Genomic DNA, 23,007 nt, shown 5'->3' on the forward strand with positions numbered 1-23,007 from the left:
ATCATAACAGCTGTAGTATTAAATACATTGATAAAATATTGATAAAATAGAGAAACTATGATAAATTAGTATAGAAACACGTTTTTATTATCTACATAAATATAATATCCCTATTTTAATTATACAACATAATTCCCCTTCAGTCAACCCCAATTTTTATTTTTTTAAAGGAGTGATTGAAATGACAGAACTTCGGCAAGAGCAAGAACGATTAAACAGCATAATGGAGATTATTGCGGAGCAAATCCGCATGTTGGAAGACGAAACCCTCCGGCGTCGGAAAGAAGTGATTGATATCCGCAAACACTTTTGGGATGACATCAAGGTTAATATAGATACTTTCGACGATTTTCTTGAGACGATCATCAGCTTGAGACAACAGGCTCAGCTCCTGTCCGTAAGCCAAAGCACCCACAGGCACGCCTTCAAGAGGTTGTCTACGCTGCGCCGCATGCGGGAGGTGCCTTATTTCGGCCGAATCGATTTCACTGAAGAAGGAACTTCAACTGCTGAACGAATCTATATCGGCATCTCCACGCTCACGGATACAAGCGGAGAGAACATCCTTATCTACGACTGGCGGGCGCCGATCTCGAGTATCTACTACGATTACTCTCCCGGTCCGGCCGAATATGTTACGCCCGAAGGCGTAATCCGTGGCATGCTGGAGAAAAAGTGGCAATATATCATCCGCGGCGGCGTTATCAAATCGATGTTCGATACCAGTCTCACCATTGGAGACGAGATTTTAAAGCAGGTGCTTGGCAAAGTCTCAGATAAACATATGCACAACATAGTGGCCACCATTCAACGGGAACAAAACCGGATCATCCGGCACGATCGCGGGCGGCTGCTCATTGTTCAAGGCCCCGCTGGCAGCGGCAAGACATCGGCCGCCCTGCAGCGGATCGCTTACTTGCTCTACAAGTATCGGGATAGGCTGACAGCCGATCAAATTATTCTATTTTCACCTAATTCGATGTTTAACAGCTACGTATCCAATGTGTTGCCCGAACTCGGCGAAGAGAATATGCTGCAGGTCACATTTCAAGAATACTTGGACCATCGGCTAGGCAACGAATTTCAAGTAGAGAGTCCTTACGAGCAATTGGAATATGTGTTGACTGCATCGGATGACCCTTCATACCGGACTAGGACTGCGAGTATCCGATTCAAGGCATCGACCCGTTTTTTTGAGGCGATCAAAAAATACAGCCAGTCGCTAGAATTATCCGGCATGCTATTCAAAGATATTATTTTTAGAGGAAAGCCGATCATCACCGCCAAACAAATCGAGGAAAGGTTTTATAGTAGCGACACCTCGCTCCGCTTTCACAACAGACTTGAGAAGTTGAGAGATTGGCTAAACAGGCAATTAGATGAAGCCGAGAAGCTTGAACGGACCAAGCCATGGGTACAGGAAGAAATCGAGCTGCTTAGCAACGAGGATTACCAAAAGGTTTATACCCACTTACGGAAAAAACGCGGCTTTAACGGAGAATCATTTGGTGATTATGAGAAAGCGCTCGTTCGATTGATCGTTCGCCAGAAGATGAAGCCGTTGCGCAAACAGATCCGGACGCTTCGTTTCATCGACATGAAGGGAATATACAAGCAACTTTTCGCCGATCCAACGCGGATCAAACAGTGGACGGAGGGGGAAACACCCGAAGAGTGGGAGGATATTTGCCGATTGACTGTGAAAATGCTAGACGAAGGCAAACTGTTTTACGAAGATGCTACTCCGTTTTTATTTTTGAAAGAGCTGATTCAAGGCTTTCAGACGAATAGCTCGATCAAACACGTGCTTGTAGACGAAGCGCAAGATTATTCTCCGTTTCAATTCGAGTTTTTGAAACGTTTGTTCCCTTCGGCAAGGATGACCGTGCTCGGTGACTTTAACCAGGCGATATTCACCCATGCCAGCGAAACGGTCGATTTTCACACACTTACCAGCTTATACGGGCCTGATGAAACGGATGTGATAACCTTGACCCGCAGCTACAGATCCACAAGACAGATCGTCGAATTTACGCGCAGACTCGTGCCCGGCGGCGAACGGATTACCGCTTTTGAACGCGACGGCGATAAGCCTGTGCTGACGAGAGTGTCCAATCAAGCCGAACTGCACCGCTGCATTGCTTCCAAAGTCGCTGACTTGCGGAATCGGGGGTATAATACGATCGCGATTATATGCAAATCTGCTGCAGAAAGTACCGCCGCATACGAAGCACTGAGCAACATCGAAGAAATTAAGCTCGTGAAGAGCGGATCTACCGAATATGAACAAGGTGTTGTCGTCATACCGGCGTATTTGGCCAAGGGCATCGAATTCGACGCCGTCATCATTTATAACGCATCGGCGCAAGTATATGGCGATGAGAGCCTGCGTAGATTGTTCTACACCGCCTGCACCCGGGCTATGCATTACTTGCAGCTTTACAGTGTAGGCGAACCGAGCCCCTTTTTGCGCAGCGTTGAGCCGGGGAGTTTACTTCTGATCCAGAGTTAACACGGGACTGGTCTGGAGTCTTAATTGTGCGAAGACGGGTAGAAGGGTGCGGAACGAAGTGGAGCATACGAAGTATCAAGCGATTCGCTGACGGCTTGCGGAAAGCCCAATGACTTAGCAAGCTTTAAAAGCTGTACTTTTTTAGGCTTGGTTAGCCGACTTGGCTTCCCCAAGCCGTCCCTTTACGCACCTAACAAGCAAAAATTATAATGGGGGAGGCAAAGGAAGGAGCGTCCTCGGGAAGAAGGTCAAAAATAAGATACCTTAAAAAAACGGCTTCTCAGATTGGCGTACTATTATACACAATTCAAAATGACGTTTTTATATATACTCGTCCCCCTGATATTTCAAGGGGGACGATTTCACTGAGAAGTTTGAAATGTTCCGCGCAGAAATGGCGAAAAAGAAACCGCATGTGGCCGCATCGCCATACGTCTTTTATAGCCAGCGCTCGCCGAATTTTTCGGTCCGGGGCATTCAGCGAATGATTGAAAGCTACAGCTTACCAAACAAAAAGCTCACGCCCCATATGTTTTGGAAGTGGATGTTAAAGGCGACGAACAACGATATCGAGAAAGTACGGAGATTTGCGGGCCACAGCAATATCGCCACAACCTCCAGATACTTAAAAAGACAGCTATAGCGATCTGGCGGATGCCGTGGAGTCGTTGCCGAAATTCTAATAAAGTTTGTTGTGCGTAGGCGTCGCCGATAACGATTCGGATAGTTCAGTACGGCCATGGCAATCCTCGAAAGAAGATTCAAAGATGCCATGGCCTTTGGCATTTTCATCACAATTTAACCGACACTTGCTCCAGTCAAAGATGGTCAAATCTCCCTCTGCTTAATTAAAAATAAGAGGTAATTCTTTGATGCAAAGACAAGACTTCCTTTAAAAAATGTCACATTGTCTGTATGTTACGAGGATTTGCCGAAGCACAGGAAGCCCTCCAGCGAATGTTTGAAGAACGTTACAATTAACCATATATTGTAAATAAACAAAATAAGGGAATTCACCCTTTCCACACAGGAGACTTGAATATTCAGTCTCCTGTGTGGAGGAAACAGCCCCACTCTATTCTAAATCCATTTCAGAGATACCCTATCTATCTTACATTACACAAAATTCTTGACGGTACCCTAACTGTTTTAATGAAATGGTTCCGTTAAAGAATATTGTTGATTTTCTTGTTAGACTAAGAAGCAGGATAGTTTAAGAAACAGTTATAAAAATAATCCTATTTTTATGGAGGATTCAAATGGGTAGATATATTATTGGTTTTGTAATGATTATTTCTGGAATTTTACTCTTAATTATTACTAAGGATAAGGACTTTAAAGAAGTTGAAGATTCATTGGTAATTGCTTATTCATTTCTGATATTTGGATTTATATATATCGTTTATAAAGTAATTCGCAGGCGATAAATTCAATCTTCAACAAGAAATAAAGCAAAGGATTAATAAACTTTCCCTCTTTCTTTTGGTGAAATATCAACACTATTGTTTAACAGAGCCAATGAAATAAAAAAACCGATTTCCCAGTCAGGGAATCGGCTTCGAAAACTCTTATTTCAACTAACTCACCTAATAGTTTAAGAATATTTTTTATGGTTCACTAAGCCCCATTGCCAATAGCAAAAGAAAAGCAACGGCCAAAACTGCTCCATTTCCTATCAAGCTGATAATTAGCAGAAAGAAACGTTTAGTCATCAAACACGAGAACGCCGCGAATAAAATACCAATAATTGATAAGATACCATAAATTGTGATCACGAAATAAATATCAGCATTTGGACCTCTTTCGGTATAGAAAATAATGATACTTATGATTACAGGCAACAAAGACGCGACACCTAATATATTTCCTACTTTTTTCTTGTCTAACACTACAAAACACCCCCTCTGTTGATAATAACTTTTTGAATTATAGCCATCCGTTAATTCAACAAGAAATCACCTTCACTTTCCAACATTATACATTATGTAAAGACCGGTACAATCTGTTTTTTTGTTTAACCCCCTCTTCCTTCTGACTCTTCTTCGTTTCCTAGTTTCCTCTTGACTTCTTTCACAAAATATAAGAACATATATTCGTAAATCAAACATATGTTCTTATAAAGGAGGTCTTTGCGTCGATGTGCTTCGATATTTCCTGGCTGCCAAAACATAAAATGTTGTGCATCGATGTTCAAATTACAGAACTGTTTTCCACCTTTGTCCCTTTTGAAGCGATTCTCACGTACAGCGTTGATGAGAGCTGGATAACCCTAGACGGTACGGAAAAGCTGCATGGATCCCCCATGGAAGCGGTCCAAAAAATACGCAGCGCGATCTGGAATCAATTCGGTCTGCCATCTTGCATTGGCATCGGCCCGAATCGTTTCATCAGCAAAGTCGTACTGGATGTATACGCCAAAAAGCAAGGCATCGCGGAATGTACACCAAACAAGTTATGGCTGGTTCCGTTACGGGAAGTCTGGGGCATTGGCAGCCGAATGGAGAAACATCTGAACAATATGGGAATGTATACGCTTGGAGGCGTGGCAAACAGTTCCCTGGATCGTTTACGGAAGCGTTTTGGCGTAATAGGAGAACAGCTTTACTATCCCGCTTTGGGAATTGACTTAAGTTCTCCTTTTATCGACGCAAGGAACTTCCTTCAAAAAAGTTTATCAAGACCTAAAATTATAAAAAGTTATGAACCTCTTCCGCCTACACTCCGTTAAGAGGTGGGAGACTTCTCGGTAAATATGTTAAAAAAATAAAGGAGAACACATTTTAGTCATGTATTAATATGTGTCCTCCTTTATTTTTAGAGATTTTTTATGATTTAGATCTTGATAAGACGAACTCACTCCCTTTTTAATTATTCATTAACCGGAATATATACTTGAATTTCTTTTATCATTTGTTGAAATTGTTCCTCATCTTGGAAATAGTCACTGCGCCAATTATCCATAATCCATTTCACAAGCTCTTGTGGAGTATCAAAAAATTCCCCGCTCGTATCCGCTTTTCGGATCGTGTATCGGCCGTTGTCTTCATCGATGGTCACTTCACACGGAAAAGCACCATCTTTCGCTTTTAAATAAAATTCCACAGCAATTCTTCCTTCCTGTTTTTGCTGGTATTTTTTAATTATTCATAAATTTATGCTCATACCTTGGGGCAATTGCTCTTATTTATCGATAAAACTACTTTGCTTGTTTCATTTGACGGATTAATAGGGATGAAAAATACTTGCGGGCATCCGCATTTTGAATATGCAATATTTGTGTCGTGTCCTTTTTTTCTGAAGAGTCTGGCATTTTTAATTCGAATTCGACGAAAGCCCCGCTTAAATTTTCTCTCACATTTTTGATATAGTATCCTTGTTGAATCAAATAGTCAATTTTATCCCTTTCTGCCAAAAATTCTTGATAGGACATCTGATTACCACCCCCTAATAAAAATGAACCGTTTTCTTCCAAACATTTGCTTGCCTTTTTTCTCCTAAATATTGTGAATAAGATTCCAAACGATAGTGATTTTTGAAGATCTACTATCGCTTAGAACGGGATAAGGCTAAGCTAAAAAAATTGGAGTGATATATGCTACATTTTTGTAGCCGTTTTAGGAGGAAAGTTAAATGGTTAATTCCTCGCTCTGTTTGGAAATAGTCGAGGTTCCGTATTTTGCACGTTTTAAATATTGTCCGTACCCTGGTTTCCCGACAAATTGTTTATCACGAACGACAAATTCGCCTCTACATAAAACCGATACCGGTTCACCCGTTACTTTCATTCCTTCGAATGCATTGTAATCAACGGCCATATGGTGTGTTTCGGCCGAAATCACCCGTTCGATATTCGGGTCAAAAATGACTAAATCCGCGTCTGAGCCTACCGCAATGGTTCCTTTTTTCGGGAATAACCCGAACAATTTGGCAATTCTTGTCGACACAATGTCGACAAATTGATTTAACGTGATTCTTCCTTTCTTTACTCCTTCACTGAAGAGAATGCTAACCCGATCCTCAATGATCGGTCCGCCATTTGGAATTTTTGTGAAATCTCCTCTGCCAAGTTCTTTTTGGCCTTTAAAGTCAAACGAACATTGGTCAGATCCCAGCGTTTGCAGCTGGCCGTTTTTCAATGCGTTCCACAATACCTCTTGATGCCATTTTTCACGAAGCGGAGGAGACCAAACATATTTCGCGCCTTCAAAATTAGGCTTTTCTAAATAAGATTGGTCGAGAACAAGATATTGCGGACACGTTTCTCCCCATACATCCAATCCTTTATTGCGCGCCTCAGCAATTTTTTCAACCGCTTGCGCACACGTTACATGAACAACATAAAGTTGTGAACCGGCAAGTTCTGTTAATTGACATGCCCGCCCTGTCGCTTCTCCTTCCAATTCTGGAGGTCGTGTTAATGCATGGTAAATCGGATCCGTATTCCCTTCCGCAAGTGCTTTCTTCGTTAAATAATCAATCACATCGCCATTTTCCGCATGAACCATAACGAGAGCTCCAAGTTCTTTGGCAGCTACCAACGTACGGTATAACGTTCCGTCATCTGCCTGAAATACATTTTTATACGCCATAAACACTTTAAAGGATGTAATTCCTTCTTCTTCGATGATTTTCGGCAGCTCTTCTAACACCTCGTCTGTAATTTCACTAATCATTAAGTGAAAACCGTAATCAATCACTGCTTTTCCCTTCGCTTTGTTATGCCAAGTTTCAATCGCTTTTTTCAACGGTTCCCCTTTATTCGTTAAACAAAAATCGATGATGGTCGTTGTCCCGCCAAAAGCCGCCGCAATCGTCCCGGATTCGAAATCATCCTTTGTCACCGTGCCGCCAAACGGCATATCCAAATGTGTATGCGGATCAATGCCACCTGGAAATACGTAACAGCCTTTTGCATCAATCACTTCAGCGCCTTTGTCCTGTAAATTTTGGCCAATCATCGCAATTTTCCCGTCTTTAATAAGCAAGTCCGCTTCATACGCATCCGTTGCGGTAACAATCGTTCCATTTTTTATAATTTTTGTCATTTCTACATCCTCCTTTGATTAAAAAGCTTATTTTACGTCAACATTACAGTTGCTCAGACTGTTAATGACTGCTTGTCTCTCATTCCATGTCATCGATGGATGTTCGCTTGGTATTTCAACCATGTTAATCGCACCATCCACCGGACAAACGATCGAACATAAATTACATCCTACGCAGTCTTCTTCCCTTACTTTTAAATACTCTTTTCCATTTTCATCCCTTAAGCGATCAATGCATTGATGTGAAGCATCTTCACAGGAGATATAACATTTATTGCAATTAATGCAAACATCTATGTTAATGCGGGCAACCACTTTATAATTAAGGTCGAGGTCCCCCCAATCGGAATATTTATGAACCGATTTTCCAATAATATCCATAACAGAAGCAATCCCTTTTTCATCCAGATAATGGTTCAGTCCGTCAATCATATCTTCAATAATACGGAAGCCATGATGCATGACTGCCGTACAGACTTGCACGCCGGTTGCGCCCATAAGCATAAATTCCACTGCATCCTTCCAAGTTGATATGCCGCCGATGCCGGAAATCGGTACATGAATACGCGGATGCCGGGCACATTCAGCAACCATGTGCAAAGCGATTGGTTTAACAGCTGGACCGCAATAACCTCCATGTGTTCCCTTCCCTGCGACATGCGGAATCGTATTCCATGTGTCCAAGTCAACTCCCATTAAGCTATTGATGGTATTGATCATGCTGATGGCATCGGCCCCGCCCTGAACAGCAGCTTCAGCTGTCGCCGTTATATCTGTAATATTAGGAGTCAGCTTAACGATGACAGGCGTACGCGCTACCTCTTTCACCCAATATGTTTGTTTTTCCACAAGTTCAGGCACTTGCCCGGAAGCCGACCCCATCCCCCGTTCGGCCATCCCGTGCGGGCAGCCAAAATTCAGTTCAAGCCCGTCTACGCCCACATCTTCCACTCTTTTCACAATTTCATGCCATTTTTCCCTTTTTGGTTCAACCATAAGGGATGCCACCACGGCCCGATCTGGAAAACGCTTTTTTGTTTCATAGATTTCTTTTAAATTCACTTCAAGAGGACGGTCCGTAATCAACTCGATGTTGTTAAAGCCCATCACACGCTTTCCATTAAAGCTTACAGCCGCAAACCGGGATGATACGTTTAAAATGGGTTCGCCGAGCGTTTTCCAAACCGCTCCGCCCCAACCAGCCTCAAACGCTCTTTGCACTTGATAGCCGGAGTTGGTTGGTGGTGCGGAAGCGAGCCAAAATGGATTGGGAGATTTTATTCCCGCTAAATTAATACTTAAATCCGCCATTTTCTTGCCCTCCTCCGTTCAAAATGACAATATCAGGCAGTTTCGCTCACTGCTTTTGTTAAATATTGATGTATCGCGTAAGCTGCCTCTTTTCCTTGCTGCGCAGCGCTGACAACCATCGCTTCGCCTTGTCCTTTTTCAAAAATGACATCACCACAGGCAAAAACTTTTTGATTGGATGTTTGATAGTTTTCCGGATTCACTTTCACCACACCATCATCATGCTCTAATCCAAATTCCTTAATGAGCTCAAGGTGCCGCATCTGGCCGATTGCTTTAATAACCACATCGACCCGCATCGTAAACTCGGATCCTTCAATTGGAACAGGACGACGGCGTCCGTCTGCATCTGGTTCTCCTAGCTTCATACGAACACATTCGATATGGGTCACTTTTCCGTTTTCATCACCAATAATCCGCTTCGGTGCAGTTAACCAACGGAACTCGACGCCATCTTGCTTCGCAAACTCGTATTCAAAATCGTACGCGGTCATTTCCTCTTTTGTACGGCGATATAAAATTTTTACATTTTCCGCTCCTAAACGCACCGAACAAGTTGCGCCGTCAATCGCAGTGTTTCCAGCACCGATGACAACCACTCTTTTCCCCACTAGCTTGTCAGTCAATGGTTTTGTTTTCGTTTCTTTAATCAATTCAATGGCATCATACACTCCGTCCAAGTCCTCTCCTTCAATCCCTAACATTGGAACTCTCCCCATACCGACAGCCAACACGACTGCATCGTAATGATCTAAAAGCTCCTTAGCGGAAATATCTTTTCCTACCCGCGTATTGGTGCGAATTTGTACCCCTAAACTTTTGACTTGATTCACTTCCCAAAACGATATTTTTTGCGGAAGGCGGAAGGAAACGATGCCGTACGTATTCAGTCCCCCTGCTTCTTTTTCCGCTTCAAAAATGGTGACCGTATATCCCATTCGGGCCAATTCTCTAGCCGCAGATAATCCAGCAGGACCGCCGCCGACAACAGCCACTGTTTTTCCGTTTTTCTTTCCAGCCTCAAACAATACTTCTTCATTCCGAATGGCCCAGTCTGTCGCATATCGTTGCAGCTTTCCAATCATGATAGGCTTGGTGGAATGATTCAGAACACAGGCACCTTCGCACAATTCCTCCGTCGGGCATACCCTTGCACAGCTGGCACCGACAGGATTGGACAACATAATGGTTTTTGCCGATCCTTTTAAGTTTCCGGACGCAATTTTCTTGATAAAAGCCGGAATATCAATCCCCGTAGGACAAGCTTTAATACAAGGAGCATCATAACAATATAAACATCGGTTGGCCTCTTCTATCGCTTCCCGATCGGTTAAACTTGGTTCCACTTCTTGGAAGTTCTTCTCCAAATCAGAGAGGGATAGGCTCATCGCAAACAACCTCCTTCTTCATTTTAAAAAAAGGGAATAGAGTAAAACCCTAATCCCTTTTTACGCTTTATGGCAGTAACGCTGTCATTTCGTTGTAAGTTTCCGGACGGCGGTCTCTATAAAACTGCCACGTATCGCGAACTTCGCGAATCATCTTTTTGTCCATTACACCGATGACGACCTCATCTTTGTCACGGCTTCCCATCGCAACAAAGTTGCCTCTTGGATCGACTAAATAAGATTGCCCATAAAATTCTCCCATGTTCCATGGAGCTTCATATCCGACCCGGTTGATGGCAGCGACATAATATCCGTTTGCCACTGCATGGGCGGGTTGCTCTAGCTTCCATAAGTATTCGGAAAGACCAGCTACCGTCGCCGATGGGTTAAAAACAATTTCGGCACCTTTTAATCCTAAAATTCTTGCCCCTTCCGGGAAGTGGCGGTCGTAACAAATGTAAACGCCCACTTTGGCAAATGCTGTATCAAATACCGGATATCCTAAATTCCCTGGTTTGAAATAAAATTTTTCCCAAAATCCGCATCCTTCGTTGCCTACGCCGACATGCGGGATATGCTGTTTTCGGTATTTCCCTAAGTATGTGCCATCTGCATCAATGACAGCGGCCGTATTATAATAAGTAGCGATTCCTTCTCTTTCATAAATAGGCAGAATAATGACCACGCCTAATTGCTTCGCCAGCTCTTGAAATCTTTGCGTCGTTGGCCCGTTCGGAATTTCCTCCGCGGCATCATACCATTTTGTATTTTGCTCTGCACAAAAATATGGACCATAGAAAACTTCTTGCAAACAGACGATTTGCGCTCCCCGATCTTTTGCCTCTTGCACCAGTTTTATATGTTTTTCAATCGCCTTTTCTTTATGGACTTCCACCGGTTCATCCCCGTGGACATCATGCGACGCTTGAATAAGACCGATTGTTACTTGATCAGCCATCTTTCAATCCCCCGCTTTTCTATATTTTCAGATCTATGAAAAGCAAACCTGTTCAACAGCGCTAAAACAGGAAAAAGGTAACACCTCCCTATCCTAGTCGATAACAGACTCAAAAATCCGAACTTTAAGAATATTTTACCTACCGTAAATAAGCTTTTCATTATACACTTTGTTAAATAAGTGGAGAGATTCGTTTTTCATTATGTAAAACTGTTAACATAATGGACATTGCCGCATTCGTTTGCGGCCAATACATAGTTTCTTTTGGTCAGGAAATAAAAGACAAAGAAACGTGTTACCTTATTTTTGATAAGGTCCTACCCTGAAATAACTTTGAAGTTATTTCATTCATCGATGTGCCGGCATGGTTGTCTGCTAAATAACCCTGTCCATTTGGCCAGCACTTGTTCCAGCAACAGACGGGCGGTTTGCTTGTTTGTCCCCTGAATCTCCTCAAATCATTCATCCTGCATATACTTTCGGTGCGGCATCGAGGATATTTACAAATCGTCAAATAGATAGCCTGTTTTTGTTTACATTTTGTCTAATGATATGCAACTGCTTTCCAAATAAACTAAGTATAAAAATATTTGTCTAATTATTCAGATATTTTTTCAGCAAACTATTTTCAAGGAGGGGATTTTTTTGGCAAAACAGGACACGGGTCTACAAAAGGGATTAAAGGAACGCCACATGACCATGATCGCAATAGCTGGGGTTATAGGGGCCGGACTTTTTGTGGGAAGCGGAGCAGTCATTCATTCTACAGGTCCTGGGGCAGTTGTTTCCTATGCATTAGCCGGCTGCTTAGTAGTTCTTGTTATGAGAATGTTGGGAGAAATGGCTGCAGCTAATCCTACTAGCGGCTCCTTTTCGGCATATGCACATGATGCTATTGGGCCTTGGGCCGGATTTACCATCGGATGGTTATATTGGTTCTTCTGGGTAATCGTTATTGCTATCGAAGCAAATGCTGGTGCCGCGATCATTCAATATTGGTTTCATGGTATTCCAATATGGCTGTTAAGTTTAATTCTTACCGTATTGTTAACGCTTACAAATATTTGGTCGGTTAAATCATACGGGGAATTTGAATACTGGTTTGCATTAATTAAAGTAACGAGCATCATTTTGTTTTTAATGATCGGGGGCGCTTTCATATTTGGACTTTATCCAAGCAGCAGCCCAATTGGGTTGAAAAATCTAATCGGAAACGGCGGATTTATGCCTCATGGCATCCGTTCCATCCTTGTAGGAATTGTCGTTGTTATTTTTTCGTTTGTAGGAACAGAAATCGTTACGATTGCCGCCGGAGAATCCGCTGAACCGCAGAAAGCAGTAACTAAAGCGATTAGGTCCGTCCTGTGGAGAATCCTAGTTTTTTATATTGGCTCGATCGCTGTAGTAGTAACTTTATTGCCTTGGAACTCAGCAAACGTTTTAAAAAGCCCCTTTGTTGCGGTGTTGGAGCACATTGGCATACCAGCTGCCGCACAGATCATGAATTTTATTGTACTAACAGCCGTTTTATCTTGTCTAAATTCAGCGCTATATACTACCTCAAGAATGCTTTATTCCTTAGCGGAAAAAGGAGAAGCGCCGAGACGATTCCTCAAGCTAAACAAAAACGGTGTACCGTCTCAAGCTGTTATTGCTAGCACATTCTTTGGGTACATAGCGGTGATCATGAATTACATTTCCCCAGATAAAGTGTTTTTATTTCTCGTTAACTCCTCGGGCGCTATTGCCCTGCTTGTATACTTAGTTATTGCGGTTTCGCAATTACGTATGCGGAAAAAACTTGAACAAAACAATCCTGAAGCATTAAAGATAAAAATGTGGTTATTCCCGTATCTAACTTATTTGACTATCTTGGTTTTATTAGTAATCCTTATCTCCATGTTATTTATCAAATCTATGGTTTCCCAATTGCTACTGACACTCTTAATCACTGCCGTAGTGATGATTTCTTATTTCGCATTTGCCAAAAAACGCTTAAATAGCAGCTATAACAAACAAACACCGCCGCTGGTGAAAGACTAATATAACACTGACTAAGCCATTCACCTGATGCGAAGGGCATAGCAAATCTATTTATTAGAACCGTTTATTTTTCCTAAAAAATCACCGGTTCGCCATTTTCCCAGGGTGGTATATCCCCTACAAGTAGACAGCGAAAAAGAGGACATTGGATACGATGTTCTCAACAGTCTACTTGGGAGGGGATTTTTTATGGTGAAGAAAGGACAAACTAGTGCGCCCAAAAACGATCGAACAGGCACAGCAGGCGACAGAAAAGTATATTCATACAATCACAGCCGTTTCCAAAAAAACGGAACGGCTTTTCCCCGGTTGAATATCGAGAAAAGGCCGCAGCTTGATATACTCTTTTTTCCTTGTCTACTTGACAGGGGTAAGCGCACTGTTACTGTCCGTCATCTTTTCCGTTCTAATGCATATTCTTTTATCGTTGCGGCAATTTGCTCAAAAGAATACCGATGGTTGACAACGTCGACGACAAATTCAATCGCCTCGTCTTGCGGCATATGAAAGCCATATCCGTTATACTATGAACCTCTCCCACCTACACTCCGTTAAGAGGTGGGAGTTTCTTACCACTCGCCCGAAGAAGCTTCGGCGCCGAAGAAGGTTGTCTTCTTTGGCTCGATGCATGCATCGGAAGTCTTCCCAGGCGATTCGGTAAGCAACACCGGCTTTTCGGCCGGTGGGGCGGTCCAACCCTTCTACTACTTCTTGCTTACGCAATCCGTAGATACGTCAGCTTCGTTTGTACGTCCCAATGAACAAAGGTACCATGCAGCGCCTTGCTTAAGATATTTCGCGCACCGTGAACATCACGATGTTCCTCATACCCACACCGGCACACAAACTGGCGGGAAGATGCTTTTTTTCTCTTTTGGCAGACAGGACATGTCTGACTCGTATATGACTCTTCGATTTCATGCAAGTGAATGCCATGTGGAGCCAGCTTATAAGTGAGATACTGCTTCACTTTCCCGAATGACCAATTCGAGAGTCTCTGTGCTTGTTTACGGCTTGCCCGCTTTTTCTTTCTTGTGTTTCGCTCTACTCCTTCGACGTTTCCGATGTACACATCGGAAACCGATTGGGCACGGCACCAGTCGACAAACTGTTTGGTCGTTTTATGCAGCGCATCCCGCAGCTGTCTTTCGGATTTGGATAACACGTATTGTTTCGCCCGCTCATACTTTTTCCATCGGCGTGATCCTTTTTGACATTTCGATTGACGACGCTGGATCTCGGCCAGTTTTTTATTCCGCAGCCGGTGAAGGGAGCGTATTTTTCTTCCCGTGATAAGGAGGGCTTGACCGTTTTCGCAAAACGCACCTATGGTGTGTACTTCTCCAAGATCGACTCCGACGGAGGAACCCGGTTTGTACGCTGTTGCCTTTTGTCCATCTTCATACGTCACGACCAAATAAAGACCTTGATCCCAGCAGCATTCGATTTCTTTGATGGTTCCCTTTGGCAGATGCGACGTATACACGACGATCGGCTTTTCCCGTTTTCCGTGATGAATGCCCATGGAGAGTTCGATTTTTCCGTTTTCATACACTTTGAAACCGTCTTTCGCCCATTTCGTTGGGAAGTACTTCTTTTTCTTGTAGGGATAACGAGCAGGATGTCCTTGCTGGATGGAGTGGTGCGCAGCTTGTCTAGCAAATAGATATTTGTGGCAGACGGCTTGAATCGATTGGCTGTGAAGATGGAACTTCCTTTTCGTTTGTTTTTGCAGCTCGCTTTTGGTAATCCAGCCCCCATGCTGGAGGAAGTATTCTTTGGCTAAGCGGAGGCATTCATTCCAAACACGGGCGGATTCCCTATTGCAGGCATACAATCGGTCCAAATCCACTTTCGATGCTCGGAAGAACACTTTTTGGCCACGAAGCATGAGAATCCCTTCCTTCCTTGCCTGACTGGATGGCTTTATTATAGCACATATGTTCGTTTTTGAGAATCAAAAACTTCCCGATTCCTCTCCCTCCTTCACTCCGTTTAGAGGAAGGGAGACTTCTCGGGAAAAATGTTAAAAATTGAATGAGGGATACAAAAGCGGTCCGCTTGTTGGCGTTGTAAAAACAATGATTCTTCGCTAACGATTCGAATAATGCGGCTGCTTTTTCAAAGATGGTGGGATAAGCATCTTGGCCAAAAACGCTTTGCTGCGGGCGATACACGGCGGATTCCAACAAAGCGGGATCTTTAACTCCTTTTTGTTCCTTTGGAGAATATCTTTCCATAATCACAAAATGAATTGCAATAACTTCCTGAACCGTTAAATATCTCATCGCTCCACAAGTCCCTTAATCGTTTTATTATATTCCTCCAGCGTTTCGTTTAATATTTCAAAAAAATCCTCGGAAATTCCTTTTGGCAGATCCACTTTTTTGCTTTTTTTGATTACTATTTGATCCCCTTCTAACTCCATTTGGATTTCATCACCTTGATGAATGCCAAGCTGGTTTAAAAATTCAACAGGAAAAGTAACGCCTAGAGAATTACCGATTTTCAATATTTTTCGCTCTGCGCTTAACACCAATCTCACCCTTTGTTTGTTATAATTATCAAATTTGTTATAACTATTATAACAAAAATCAGCATTGAATACATGAACAATGCGCCTTCTTTTTTTGGATTCAAAACATACCTCTGATCATCAAACATTAGTGAAGACACCGAACAATAACAATGTTAGTTAACGTGTCCGTTTTATTGACATAACACCGGCTTAGCGAACTCTCCCAATGATACCCAGCTCTATGAAGTTCGTGTTCCTCAGATCGAAAGTTTGCCGACCGCTTCCTTCGGCTTCGCGTCAATGCGGACACCATTGGGTTAAGATATCAACATCGCGCTTTACTCTGTGAAAGCAAAATGGCGCTGCACACCTATAGACTTTTTTGGCCGTTTTTGGACCGTGCATAAAATTTGCATTTCATGAAATATGATTGAAAAAGACGAACAGTACATGAATCTTAGACAAAAAAGCAGGGAACAGATGTATTCCCCGCTTCCTTTCACACATATTCTCATTGCCGATCCAAACCGATCAACCTTACAAAAGCCTTAACCAACTAAACAATCCTTTCTATTTTTAACGCAAACGCCATTTTCAACTCAAATACTGTCCCGCCTCTTTTGGAAACACCCGTGACACATGGATGAATTTCCAGCGGCCAGAGTTTGGTGTTTTGACAATGTTTCCGCGAATGATCATTCCTGCTTTCGCATAAGAATGAACAAACGGAGTGATGGATATCGTATATTGCTTTCCGCTTTCTGCATGTTTACATCTCATCGTCGCAGCGGAAACATCAGTGATTTGAAACAGGCCGCTTACTTGATGATCCGCTAATGCGTTTTCGACTATATCTCTTTCTATTTCCTGCAACCAATCATGGTATTTTCTCGCTGTATACGGAACACACAAATCTAGCAAACGAATCGCGTCATATATTTCTTCTTCCACTGTCTGAATGATGGCGCGAACCGTTTTATCATGATTCGTTCCATATCGCGCGTCAATCCACTTTGCCAACGCTTTTACCGTGCTGAAAAACGACTTCGCCTGATGAATGCTCGCATCGCCGTTCGTTTCTAAATAATGATAGACGATGCATTGCAGCCAATGGTCTTTTGTGATGCTTGTCCAGGATGAAAGGCGAGACTGTAACAAATATTGGGCGATAATGGATAGTCCTGTTCGATATTTCGATACCGTCGCTTCTGATTTTCCTAGCGTTTTTTCAATAAAAAACTCCGCTATATCTTTGCCAAAGAAAGAATCCATCCATTCAAGCGGCGTTTCATATTGCTCGTATCGTTCCAATTCGTGTGTTCGCTGCATCTCCAGCAATCGCGTTTGTCGTTTTTCCCCTAACGTGACAAATGGAGATAAAGGAAGACCAAATTTCCGGCGAATCGTATTAAAATCAACGGTAACCGGACATTCCAGCTGCTCGACGTTCATAAAACTAATATACTCGCGTTCTTGCAACCATCGCTCGACTTCTTCTTTTTTCCCTTGTTCCGCCATTTGCATCACGGTTTTCCCGTTCCATTCCTCTTGCGGAGCGTGTAATGACTGATAAATATCTATCGTTTGATCCGCCAGTGAGCCAAAATAAAACGGTACATTCTCTCCTAACTGCATCACGTAAGAGCGAAATTTGACATGTTTCGGCGCATCCAATTTGCGTACCGTTTTTTTGATAAAACGGGCAAGCTCCCCCGCTTTCTCCATCGCTTTCATAAACGATTCCACCGCATCTGGCCAAACAGTCACAAATTGAAGACGATGTTTGTTTATTTCTATAAATCCTAACACTTCACGCATATACACAGGGCTTGAAGCAAGATTATCCTCATATATATACTGCCTGCCGGCAAAACTTAGCTTTGTTATTTTTCCTTTTTGTTCATCCGCGATCACGACGTCTTGTTTTTCTAAAAAACGAACGAGCTTTTTTCCATCCTCCACTTCATAATGCAATGTCACTTCATCGATTTTCGTCATTTCGCGATGCCGAATATCATACGGATCCATTAATTCATTCACAATTTCCAAAAAGCAGGTCATTGCGATTTGTTCATACGATCGTTTCGTTTCTGACATCAATTGGTTGATCTTTGCATATGCGCGCTTGACTCCTTGCGGCCCTTCAATGATTGCCGCTCCATGAACATAATAACCTTCGCCGAACGGCTCAAGCAGACAAAACGTTCCTCCCCACGGCACAGGCTCACTCATCGTTTCACAAAACGGCATATAATACCGTTCATGTGTAAGCGCATCTTCCGCCGTTACCCCGCCTTCATCCATATCCACGATCTGAATAAGCCGAGGAACAAGTGACACCCACGTTTCAAGCAGCCGCGCTTTCTCCGCCTTTAAACCAGTTTTTTTCTCTTGATAAAACCATTCGACACCGCGCAATCCATTGTCAAATCGATGGAAAAATAAATACCAAAGACGAAACAAAGGTCCGAGCATATCGCCATTTTGTGTTGAGCTTATTTTTTGATCGAACGCCGTTTCCGCGCGCAGTTTTTCCGAAAAAGGCAGCGACCGCTCTAAAAACTGGTAAATTTCTTCCGACAGCTCATATTTTAATTGAAAAAAGCGCTCCTCCCTCACTTTTCGAATTTCTACAACAGCATCCTTTGCCATACAACACTTTTTATACTTTTTCCCGCTTCCACAAGGACAAGGATCGTTTCTTCCTGCTTTCATTTCTTTATCTCCTTTATCATCATTTTGAAAAATAAGAATGATCCATTATTTAATGGCAACTAAGCAACAATCATATGATAGCCGTTGAGACATGTTTTTTAGACAAATAAAAAATTGATCTTTTCATCAAAAAATCTCCTTCCAAGCAAACTCTCAAGAACATCATATCCAATGTCTTTTTTGCTGTCTACTTGCAGGAGATAGTGCTGCGGAAGCATTTCACTTTTTCTCTCCATTTGTCTTTTCTTGTCTATACGGATCGGGTTATACTGTTTAGCGAGGAGGTGAATGTGGTGGAACAGCAAACGATGTTAAAAGAAATTTTAAAAGCGCTCGATCTGCATGCATCTGACTTTCGCTCGCAAATCGCTGCATTAAACGAAAAAATCGAAACAATGGACAAAAAAGTCGAAGCATTAGATAAAAAGGTCGAAGCGATGAATGGTGAATTTAAAAGAAAGTTTGCGGAAATGGACGAGCGATTTAACCGATTGGAAACAAAAATCGACAGCTTACGCATTGAACTTATCGAAACACAAGAAACCGTCGATTTCCACTCAGCCAAAATCGCCCAACACGACCGAAAAATCCGCAAGCTCTCCCAGCAGCAATAACCTCTCCATCCGTAACGCAGCTTCCGTGTTCCCGCCACGATGAATTTGCCCCCATCACCGACAGATGGGGGCGTTCGTTTCCACAACCGTTCTAAACATGTGGGCATATATGCGTTTATGATAACCGCTGAAACACATCATTAAGGCAAACCTTTAAATCTGGATACAGAAAAGAAACTAGCACATCTTGTTCTCCAAATACTTCCCTTTTTTCATATACTCCGTTATGCCATCCGTACACCTCGACGGTTCGATGTAGCGGGTCAACCATCCAGTATTCTTTTACTTCAAACCGTTGATATAATTTGTATTTTTCATTTCGGTCTTTTAACGCCGTACTCGGAGACAACACTTCTACGATTAAATCAGGGGCACCCACGCATCCCTTTTCTGTAATTTTCTCTCGGTTACAAATAACGGAAATATCGGGCTGCACCACATTTTTCGCGGATTTGCCATCAAGGCTTGAAGCGAATATGACATCAAATGGGGCCATGACCACTACGCATCCTTGTTGTTGAAAATAATCCCGCAACGCCGCATACAACTCACCAACAATATACTGATGGGTAAACGAAGGAGAAGGAGCCATGCTATATGGCACGCCGTCAATCAATTCCCATTGTCCGTCCCATTTTAGATAATCTTCATACGTGTAGTTGTGATTTGAAAACTCTGGCGTTGTCATCGCGCCTTCACTCCATTTCGTTTTTGTTTCCATTATATCATGGCGCCAAATATTATTCTTGTTTCGTTTACAATCGGTTGTTAGTGGCAATTAAGAATTGTAGTGTTTGGCAATTAAGGATATGCATAATTTATTGCATATTCACCGCTTTACATGGAGTGGCGGGTATGATAGGCTTATATGCCTGGCAAAGTCCTGTGGCTTGCCCCCTTTGCCAGAAAGCATGCTCGCAGAGGCTCCATGTCAAGCGACAACAGGTATGAAATTTTATACAGATCATTGAATATTCTTATTTGCCATTTCATGCATTTTTTAATTGCCAAAAACATCGGTGCGTGCATATATGATGACGATATCTTGTCCTTTTTCGCAAAAAAAAATCCCCTCCCAAGCAGACGCTCAAGAACATCACAATGTCTTTTTGACCGTCTACTTGTAGGAGATCGCAGCATAATTGCCTATGGTAATTTATTATTGTGTAAATTTACTTTTGACTTTTTCCGTAACTAATTAAGTTAGTAAATATTCGATAACCTCCCGGTACTTGGTTTTGAATTTGTCTATAAAATACTAAGCTAGTATAAGCATACGTTCCTTTCCCGTATTTTGCTATTAAAATTCCACTTTCAAATGGATTTTCATTTGGATCAGCCATACTTACGTATGTTTCAAATCTTGAGTCCCATTCCATTGGAAAATACAATCCTCGTTCTTGTACCCAATTATTCCAATCACTATCTTTAATTTCGTTAGGATAATGGAACAAAGGAGAATCTGGTTGTGTTATCGTTACCTTTGCATTTTCATCAGTGACCCTCCAACGAATTGAAGGATCTCCAATTACCAGTTTGTATGGTGCTGTTTTTAAAGGATTCCAGCGGTCGCTAGGTTTATGATATTGAACGACTAAATGCCCACCATTCTTTACATATTCGAGAAGTCTGTCGTTATATTTATATAAATCATCACGTGATAAGTATGCCCGTATCCCTGTAATAATGGTATCATATTGACTTAAATCTCCTGTGGCTAAATCTTCTGATGTCAGTTTAGTAATATTAAATCCTACATTGATGAGATAATCAGCAACTTTGTCAAATCCACTTTCAATATATCCTATTTTTAGATCATCTGGCTTTAAAAGCTCAAAGGCAACTCCATGAATGTTTGACGGATATTGATAATAAAAAGTCCCTATATGATCGTAGTTAATTTCTTGAATAGTAGAATTGTATAATTTTCCTTTTACACTAGCTATTGCTTCAATATCAAACTTCCCATCTTGTATATCCCGTGGTGGTACGAGAGTAAATGTAACTTTCTTTTCATCCATCTTTTTATCTAATGTAACATTTGTTTGATGAGGACTAACTGTCCATCCTTTTGGTATTTTTAAAGAGACTGATGCATTTAATCTTCCTTCATAATAATTTTTTACTTTAACAGTAACTGGTATCTCATCTTGAATATCAGCTGTATTAACGACTATATTTTCAGGGTCTAATGTTAAGCTAATATCTGGTAATACAGCAATGGTCCCTTCTAACTCCTGAATTTGCTCTGTTTTTGTTCCATTTGCTTCAAATTGAATCTTTGCTCGAATAACAGGATCTTTGTAGGCATGATAGTACTCCGCGTTTTCTGGTACAACCACAGTAAATTCTTTATTTATAGTTTTTCCAGGAAATAATGTTAAATGTTTACTATGTGAAGTGACTTTCCATCCGTCAGGAACAATTAAGGAAACATCTAGATGATTTATCTTTTCTTTTCCATTATTTTTAATTTCAACAGACACTGTAGTTTGTTGACCTTTTGTTAAGATATTCGAAGCAGCAGTAGCTTTTACCTTAATACTAGAAGATACAAAACTGACAACTTGTAATTGTTCTTCCTTAATACTTAGTTTATGGAGTAAATCATTCTTTATATTTTCATTCAGTTTCGAATTTCGGATTTTTCTTTGTATATTCCGAACATCTTTCAAAGCTTTTTGGGATTTGTTAAATACAGTATGTCGATCAGGATATGCTGCAACGATAGAATCTAGCTCTTGTTGGAGGTGTGTGAGGTGAACTTTTAAATCATTTGCTGTTTTCGGGAGAAGTTCAGACCATTCTTTAAAGTTATAAGGAATTCCTGCAAAAAGATCGTTTTTCCCTTTATCATCCACTGATGAATGGACTAACTCCAAATAAATTTGTCTAGGTTCAGCTGGAATATCTCTTCCCATCCCCTGACTCTTATGCATATAGCGTGACTGTTCCCCTAATTGCGGATAGGTCATACCATAAATCGGATCATACATCCCAATTTCGATAGACGTAGTCGCATCTTCTTTTGAATAGGCAGGTAAATAAAATTTCTTAATTTGCCATGGCTTTAGTCCTTCTTTTAATTGTTCTGGAAAAACATTAGGATTAGCTGCATCTTTAAATGCCCTCTCACTAAGGATTGTCATCGCTCGATGATGTCCGTGCTCACTATTTACATTGCGAAAAGATGGCATTACAATGTCGGGCTGGTAAGTACGAATAAATTTAATCAAACGTCCGTACGTTAACTGTTCACCCCATTTTTTCAAAGTTTCTTCAGGTGTCTTTTCAAATCCATAATCGTAAATGGGATCTGACGTTGTCTCACTAAGATGGTATGCCTTTACCCCAGTAATTTTAGCTGCTTCTATCATTTCTCGTGTTCTAATTATTCCTAATGCATTTCCTAGTTCATTTCCAATTTCGTTTTGCCCCCCTTCGCCACGATTTGCAATCAAACTAGCTGTTTTCACACCAAGCCCTCTGGACAAATACGCAAGGAAGTCGCTTCTCTCATCATCTGGATGTGCTCCAACATTTAAGAACGTAACAGTTGTTTTCAAAGGTGTTATGGCATTCCATAATTCAACATCTGGCTGTTCCAATTGTTCCGCATTAATATCCAGTGGTACAAAAGGAACAAACAATAAAAATGTGAGAAGAATACATATAAATTTTTTCATATTTTCCTCTCCCCCAAATGATTTATACTTTCCTTGCTAATAAACCGCTATTACATCGCAACATACAAGTTATAAAACGATTTCTACTATACGTAGAGATGTTTATATTTTCAATTACCAAAAATACATTTCCTTTCAAATATTAGGAAAACACTTTCGCTTTTAACAAATAATCATAGTAGACAGTAAAGAAACATTTATCGTAATTTGTTTAAAA

16 protein-coding genes and 2 pseudogenes are annotated in these 23,007 nt (G+C 41.6%); 5 read left to right on the top strand and 13 right to left on the bottom strand.

Going from position 1 to position 23,007, the window contains the following annotated elements; translation table 11 throughout:
• The first annotated feature begins 181 nt into the window (after positions 1-181).
• Together helD and BV455_RS02065 are read left to right on the top strand one after the other, a co-directional pair.
• The gene (helD, locus tag BV455_RS02060; RefSeq protein WP_218687700.1) at positions 182-2,512 is read left to right on the top strand and encodes an RNA polymerase recycling motor HelD; all 2,331 of its coding nucleotides are present in this window, start codon (positions 182-184) and stop codon (positions 2,510-2,512) included.
• A gap of 367 nt (positions 2,513-2,879) precedes the next feature.
• Positions 2,880-3,195 (top strand): annotated as a pseudogene (locus BV455_RS02065) (tyrosine-type recombinase/integrase); the annotation flags it as partial.
• Between the two features lie 924 nt (positions 3,196-4,119).
• Here the strand turns inward: BV455_RS02065 and BV455_RS02070 are convergent.
• Positions 4,120-4,401, bottom strand: coding sequence for a hypothetical protein (locus tag BV455_RS02070; RefSeq protein ID WP_042410235.1), 282 nt, complete (start codon positions 4,399-4,401; stop codon positions 4,120-4,122).
• A 248-nt stretch (positions 4,402-4,649) separates the two neighbouring features.
• Between BV455_RS02070 and BV455_RS02075 the strand changes: the two genes are divergently transcribed.
• Positions 4,650-5,240 (top strand): Y-family DNA polymerase, encoded by a 591-nt coding sequence (locus BV455_RS02075; RefSeq protein WP_245005331.1) that lies wholly within the window; start codon positions 4,650-4,652, stop codon positions 5,238-5,240.
• Between the two features lie 140 nt (positions 5,241-5,380).
• Here the strand turns inward: BV455_RS02075 and BV455_RS02080 are convergent, their stop codons facing one another.
• The 6 genes from BV455_RS02080 to BV455_RS02105 form a co-directional block, all read right to left on the bottom strand.
• On the bottom strand, positions 5,381-5,614 hold the full coding sequence (locus BV455_RS02080; RefSeq protein WP_017436163.1) for a hypothetical protein: 234 nt from the start codon (positions 5,612-5,614) through the stop codon (positions 5,381-5,383).
• 94 nt (positions 5,615-5,708) lie between these two features.
• Positions 5,709-5,942: a hypothetical protein gene (locus tag BV455_RS02085; protein WP_042410238.1), complete on the bottom strand. Its 234-nt coding sequence runs from the start codon at positions 5,940-5,942 to the stop codon at positions 5,709-5,711.
• Between the two features lie 196 nt (positions 5,943-6,138).
• Positions 6,139-7,557 (bottom strand): dihydropyrimidinase, encoded by a 1,419-nt coding sequence (gene hydA, locus BV455_RS02090; RefSeq protein ID WP_218687701.1) that lies wholly within the window; start codon positions 7,555-7,557, stop codon positions 6,139-6,141.
• Between the two features lie 27 nt (positions 7,558-7,584).
• The gene (gene preA / locus BV455_RS02095) at positions 7,585-8,868 is read right to left on the bottom strand and encodes an NAD-dependent dihydropyrimidine dehydrogenase subunit PreA (protein WP_061579460.1); all 1,284 of its coding nucleotides are present in this window, start codon (positions 8,866-8,868) and stop codon (positions 7,585-7,587) included.
• Between the two features lie 32 nt (positions 8,869-8,900).
• On the bottom strand, positions 8,901-10,256 hold the full coding sequence (locus tag BV455_RS02100; RefSeq protein WP_061579461.1) for an NAD(P)-dependent oxidoreductase: 1,356 nt from the start codon (positions 10,254-10,256) through the stop codon (positions 8,901-8,903).
• A 67-nt stretch (positions 10,257-10,323) separates the two neighbouring features.
• Positions 10,324-11,214: a nitrilase-related carbon-nitrogen hydrolase gene (locus BV455_RS02105; protein WP_061579462.1), complete on the bottom strand. Its 891-nt coding sequence runs from the start codon at positions 11,212-11,214 to the stop codon at positions 10,324-10,326.
• A 693-nt stretch (positions 11,215-11,907) separates the two neighbouring features.
• On the opposite strand from BV455_RS02105, the gene gabP reads away from it, so the two are divergent.
• A complete protein-coding gene (gabP, locus tag BV455_RS02110; RefSeq protein ID WP_409991353.1) occupies positions 11,908-13,257 on the top strand; it encodes a GABA permease in 1,350 nt (449 codons plus the stop codon).
• Positions 13,258-13,972: 715 nt separating this feature from the next.
• Here gabP and BV455_RS02120 read toward each other — a convergent pair.
• The 4 genes and pseudogenes from BV455_RS02120 to BV455_RS02135 form a co-directional block, all read right to left on the bottom strand.
• Positions 13,973-15,148 (bottom strand): RNA-guided endonuclease InsQ/TnpB family protein, encoded by a 1,176-nt coding sequence (locus BV455_RS02120; protein ID WP_061579465.1) that lies wholly within the window; start codon positions 15,146-15,148, stop codon positions 13,973-13,975.
• Positions 15,149-15,278: 130 nt separating this feature from the next.
• A pseudogene (locus tag BV455_RS20230) lies at positions 15,279-15,545 on the bottom strand (type II toxin-antitoxin system death-on-curing family toxin); the annotation flags it as partial.
• Positions 15,542-15,793, bottom strand: a complete 252-nt coding sequence (locus BV455_RS02130) for an AbrB/MazE/SpoVT family DNA-binding domain-containing protein (protein ID WP_017436154.1) — start codon at positions 15,791-15,793, stop codon at positions 15,542-15,544. The pseudogene BV455_RS20230 and the gene BV455_RS02130, both read right to left, overlap by 4 nt.
• Before the next feature lie 576 nt (positions 15,794-16,369).
• Positions 16,370-18,490, bottom strand: coding sequence for an SEC-C metal-binding domain-containing protein (locus BV455_RS02135; RefSeq protein ID WP_218687702.1), 2,121 nt, complete (start codon positions 18,488-18,490; stop codon positions 16,370-16,372).
• Positions 18,491-18,783: 293 nt separating this feature from the next.
• On the opposite strand from BV455_RS02135, the gene BV455_RS02140 reads away from it, so the two are divergent.
• The gene (locus BV455_RS02140) at positions 18,784-19,104 is read left to right on the top strand and encodes a hypothetical protein (protein ID WP_061579467.1); all 321 of its coding nucleotides are present in this window, start codon (positions 18,784-18,786) and stop codon (positions 19,102-19,104) included.
• 115 nt (positions 19,105-19,219) lie between these two features.
• Here BV455_RS02140 and BV455_RS02145 read toward each other — a convergent pair whose 3' ends face one another.
• Positions 19,220-19,825 carry a Uma2 family endonuclease gene (locus BV455_RS02145; protein WP_409993889.1) on the bottom strand — a complete coding sequence of 202 codons (606 nt, stop codon included), beginning with the start codon at positions 19,823-19,825 and terminating at the stop codon, positions 19,220-19,222.
• Between the two features lie 451 nt (positions 19,826-20,276).
• The gene (locus tag BV455_RS02150; RefSeq protein WP_218687703.1) at positions 20,277-22,790 is read right to left on the bottom strand and encodes an NEW3 domain-containing protein; all 2,514 of its coding nucleotides are present in this window, start codon (positions 22,788-22,790) and stop codon (positions 20,277-20,279) included.
• Between the last annotated feature and the right edge of the window lie 217 nt (positions 22,791-23,007).

The organism is Parageobacillus caldoxylosilyticus (genome assembly GCF_019272935.1).
In the GTDB taxonomy this organism is placed as follows: domain Bacteria; phylum Bacillota; class Bacilli; order Bacillales; family Anoxybacillaceae; genus Saccharococcus; species Saccharococcus caldoxylosilyticus.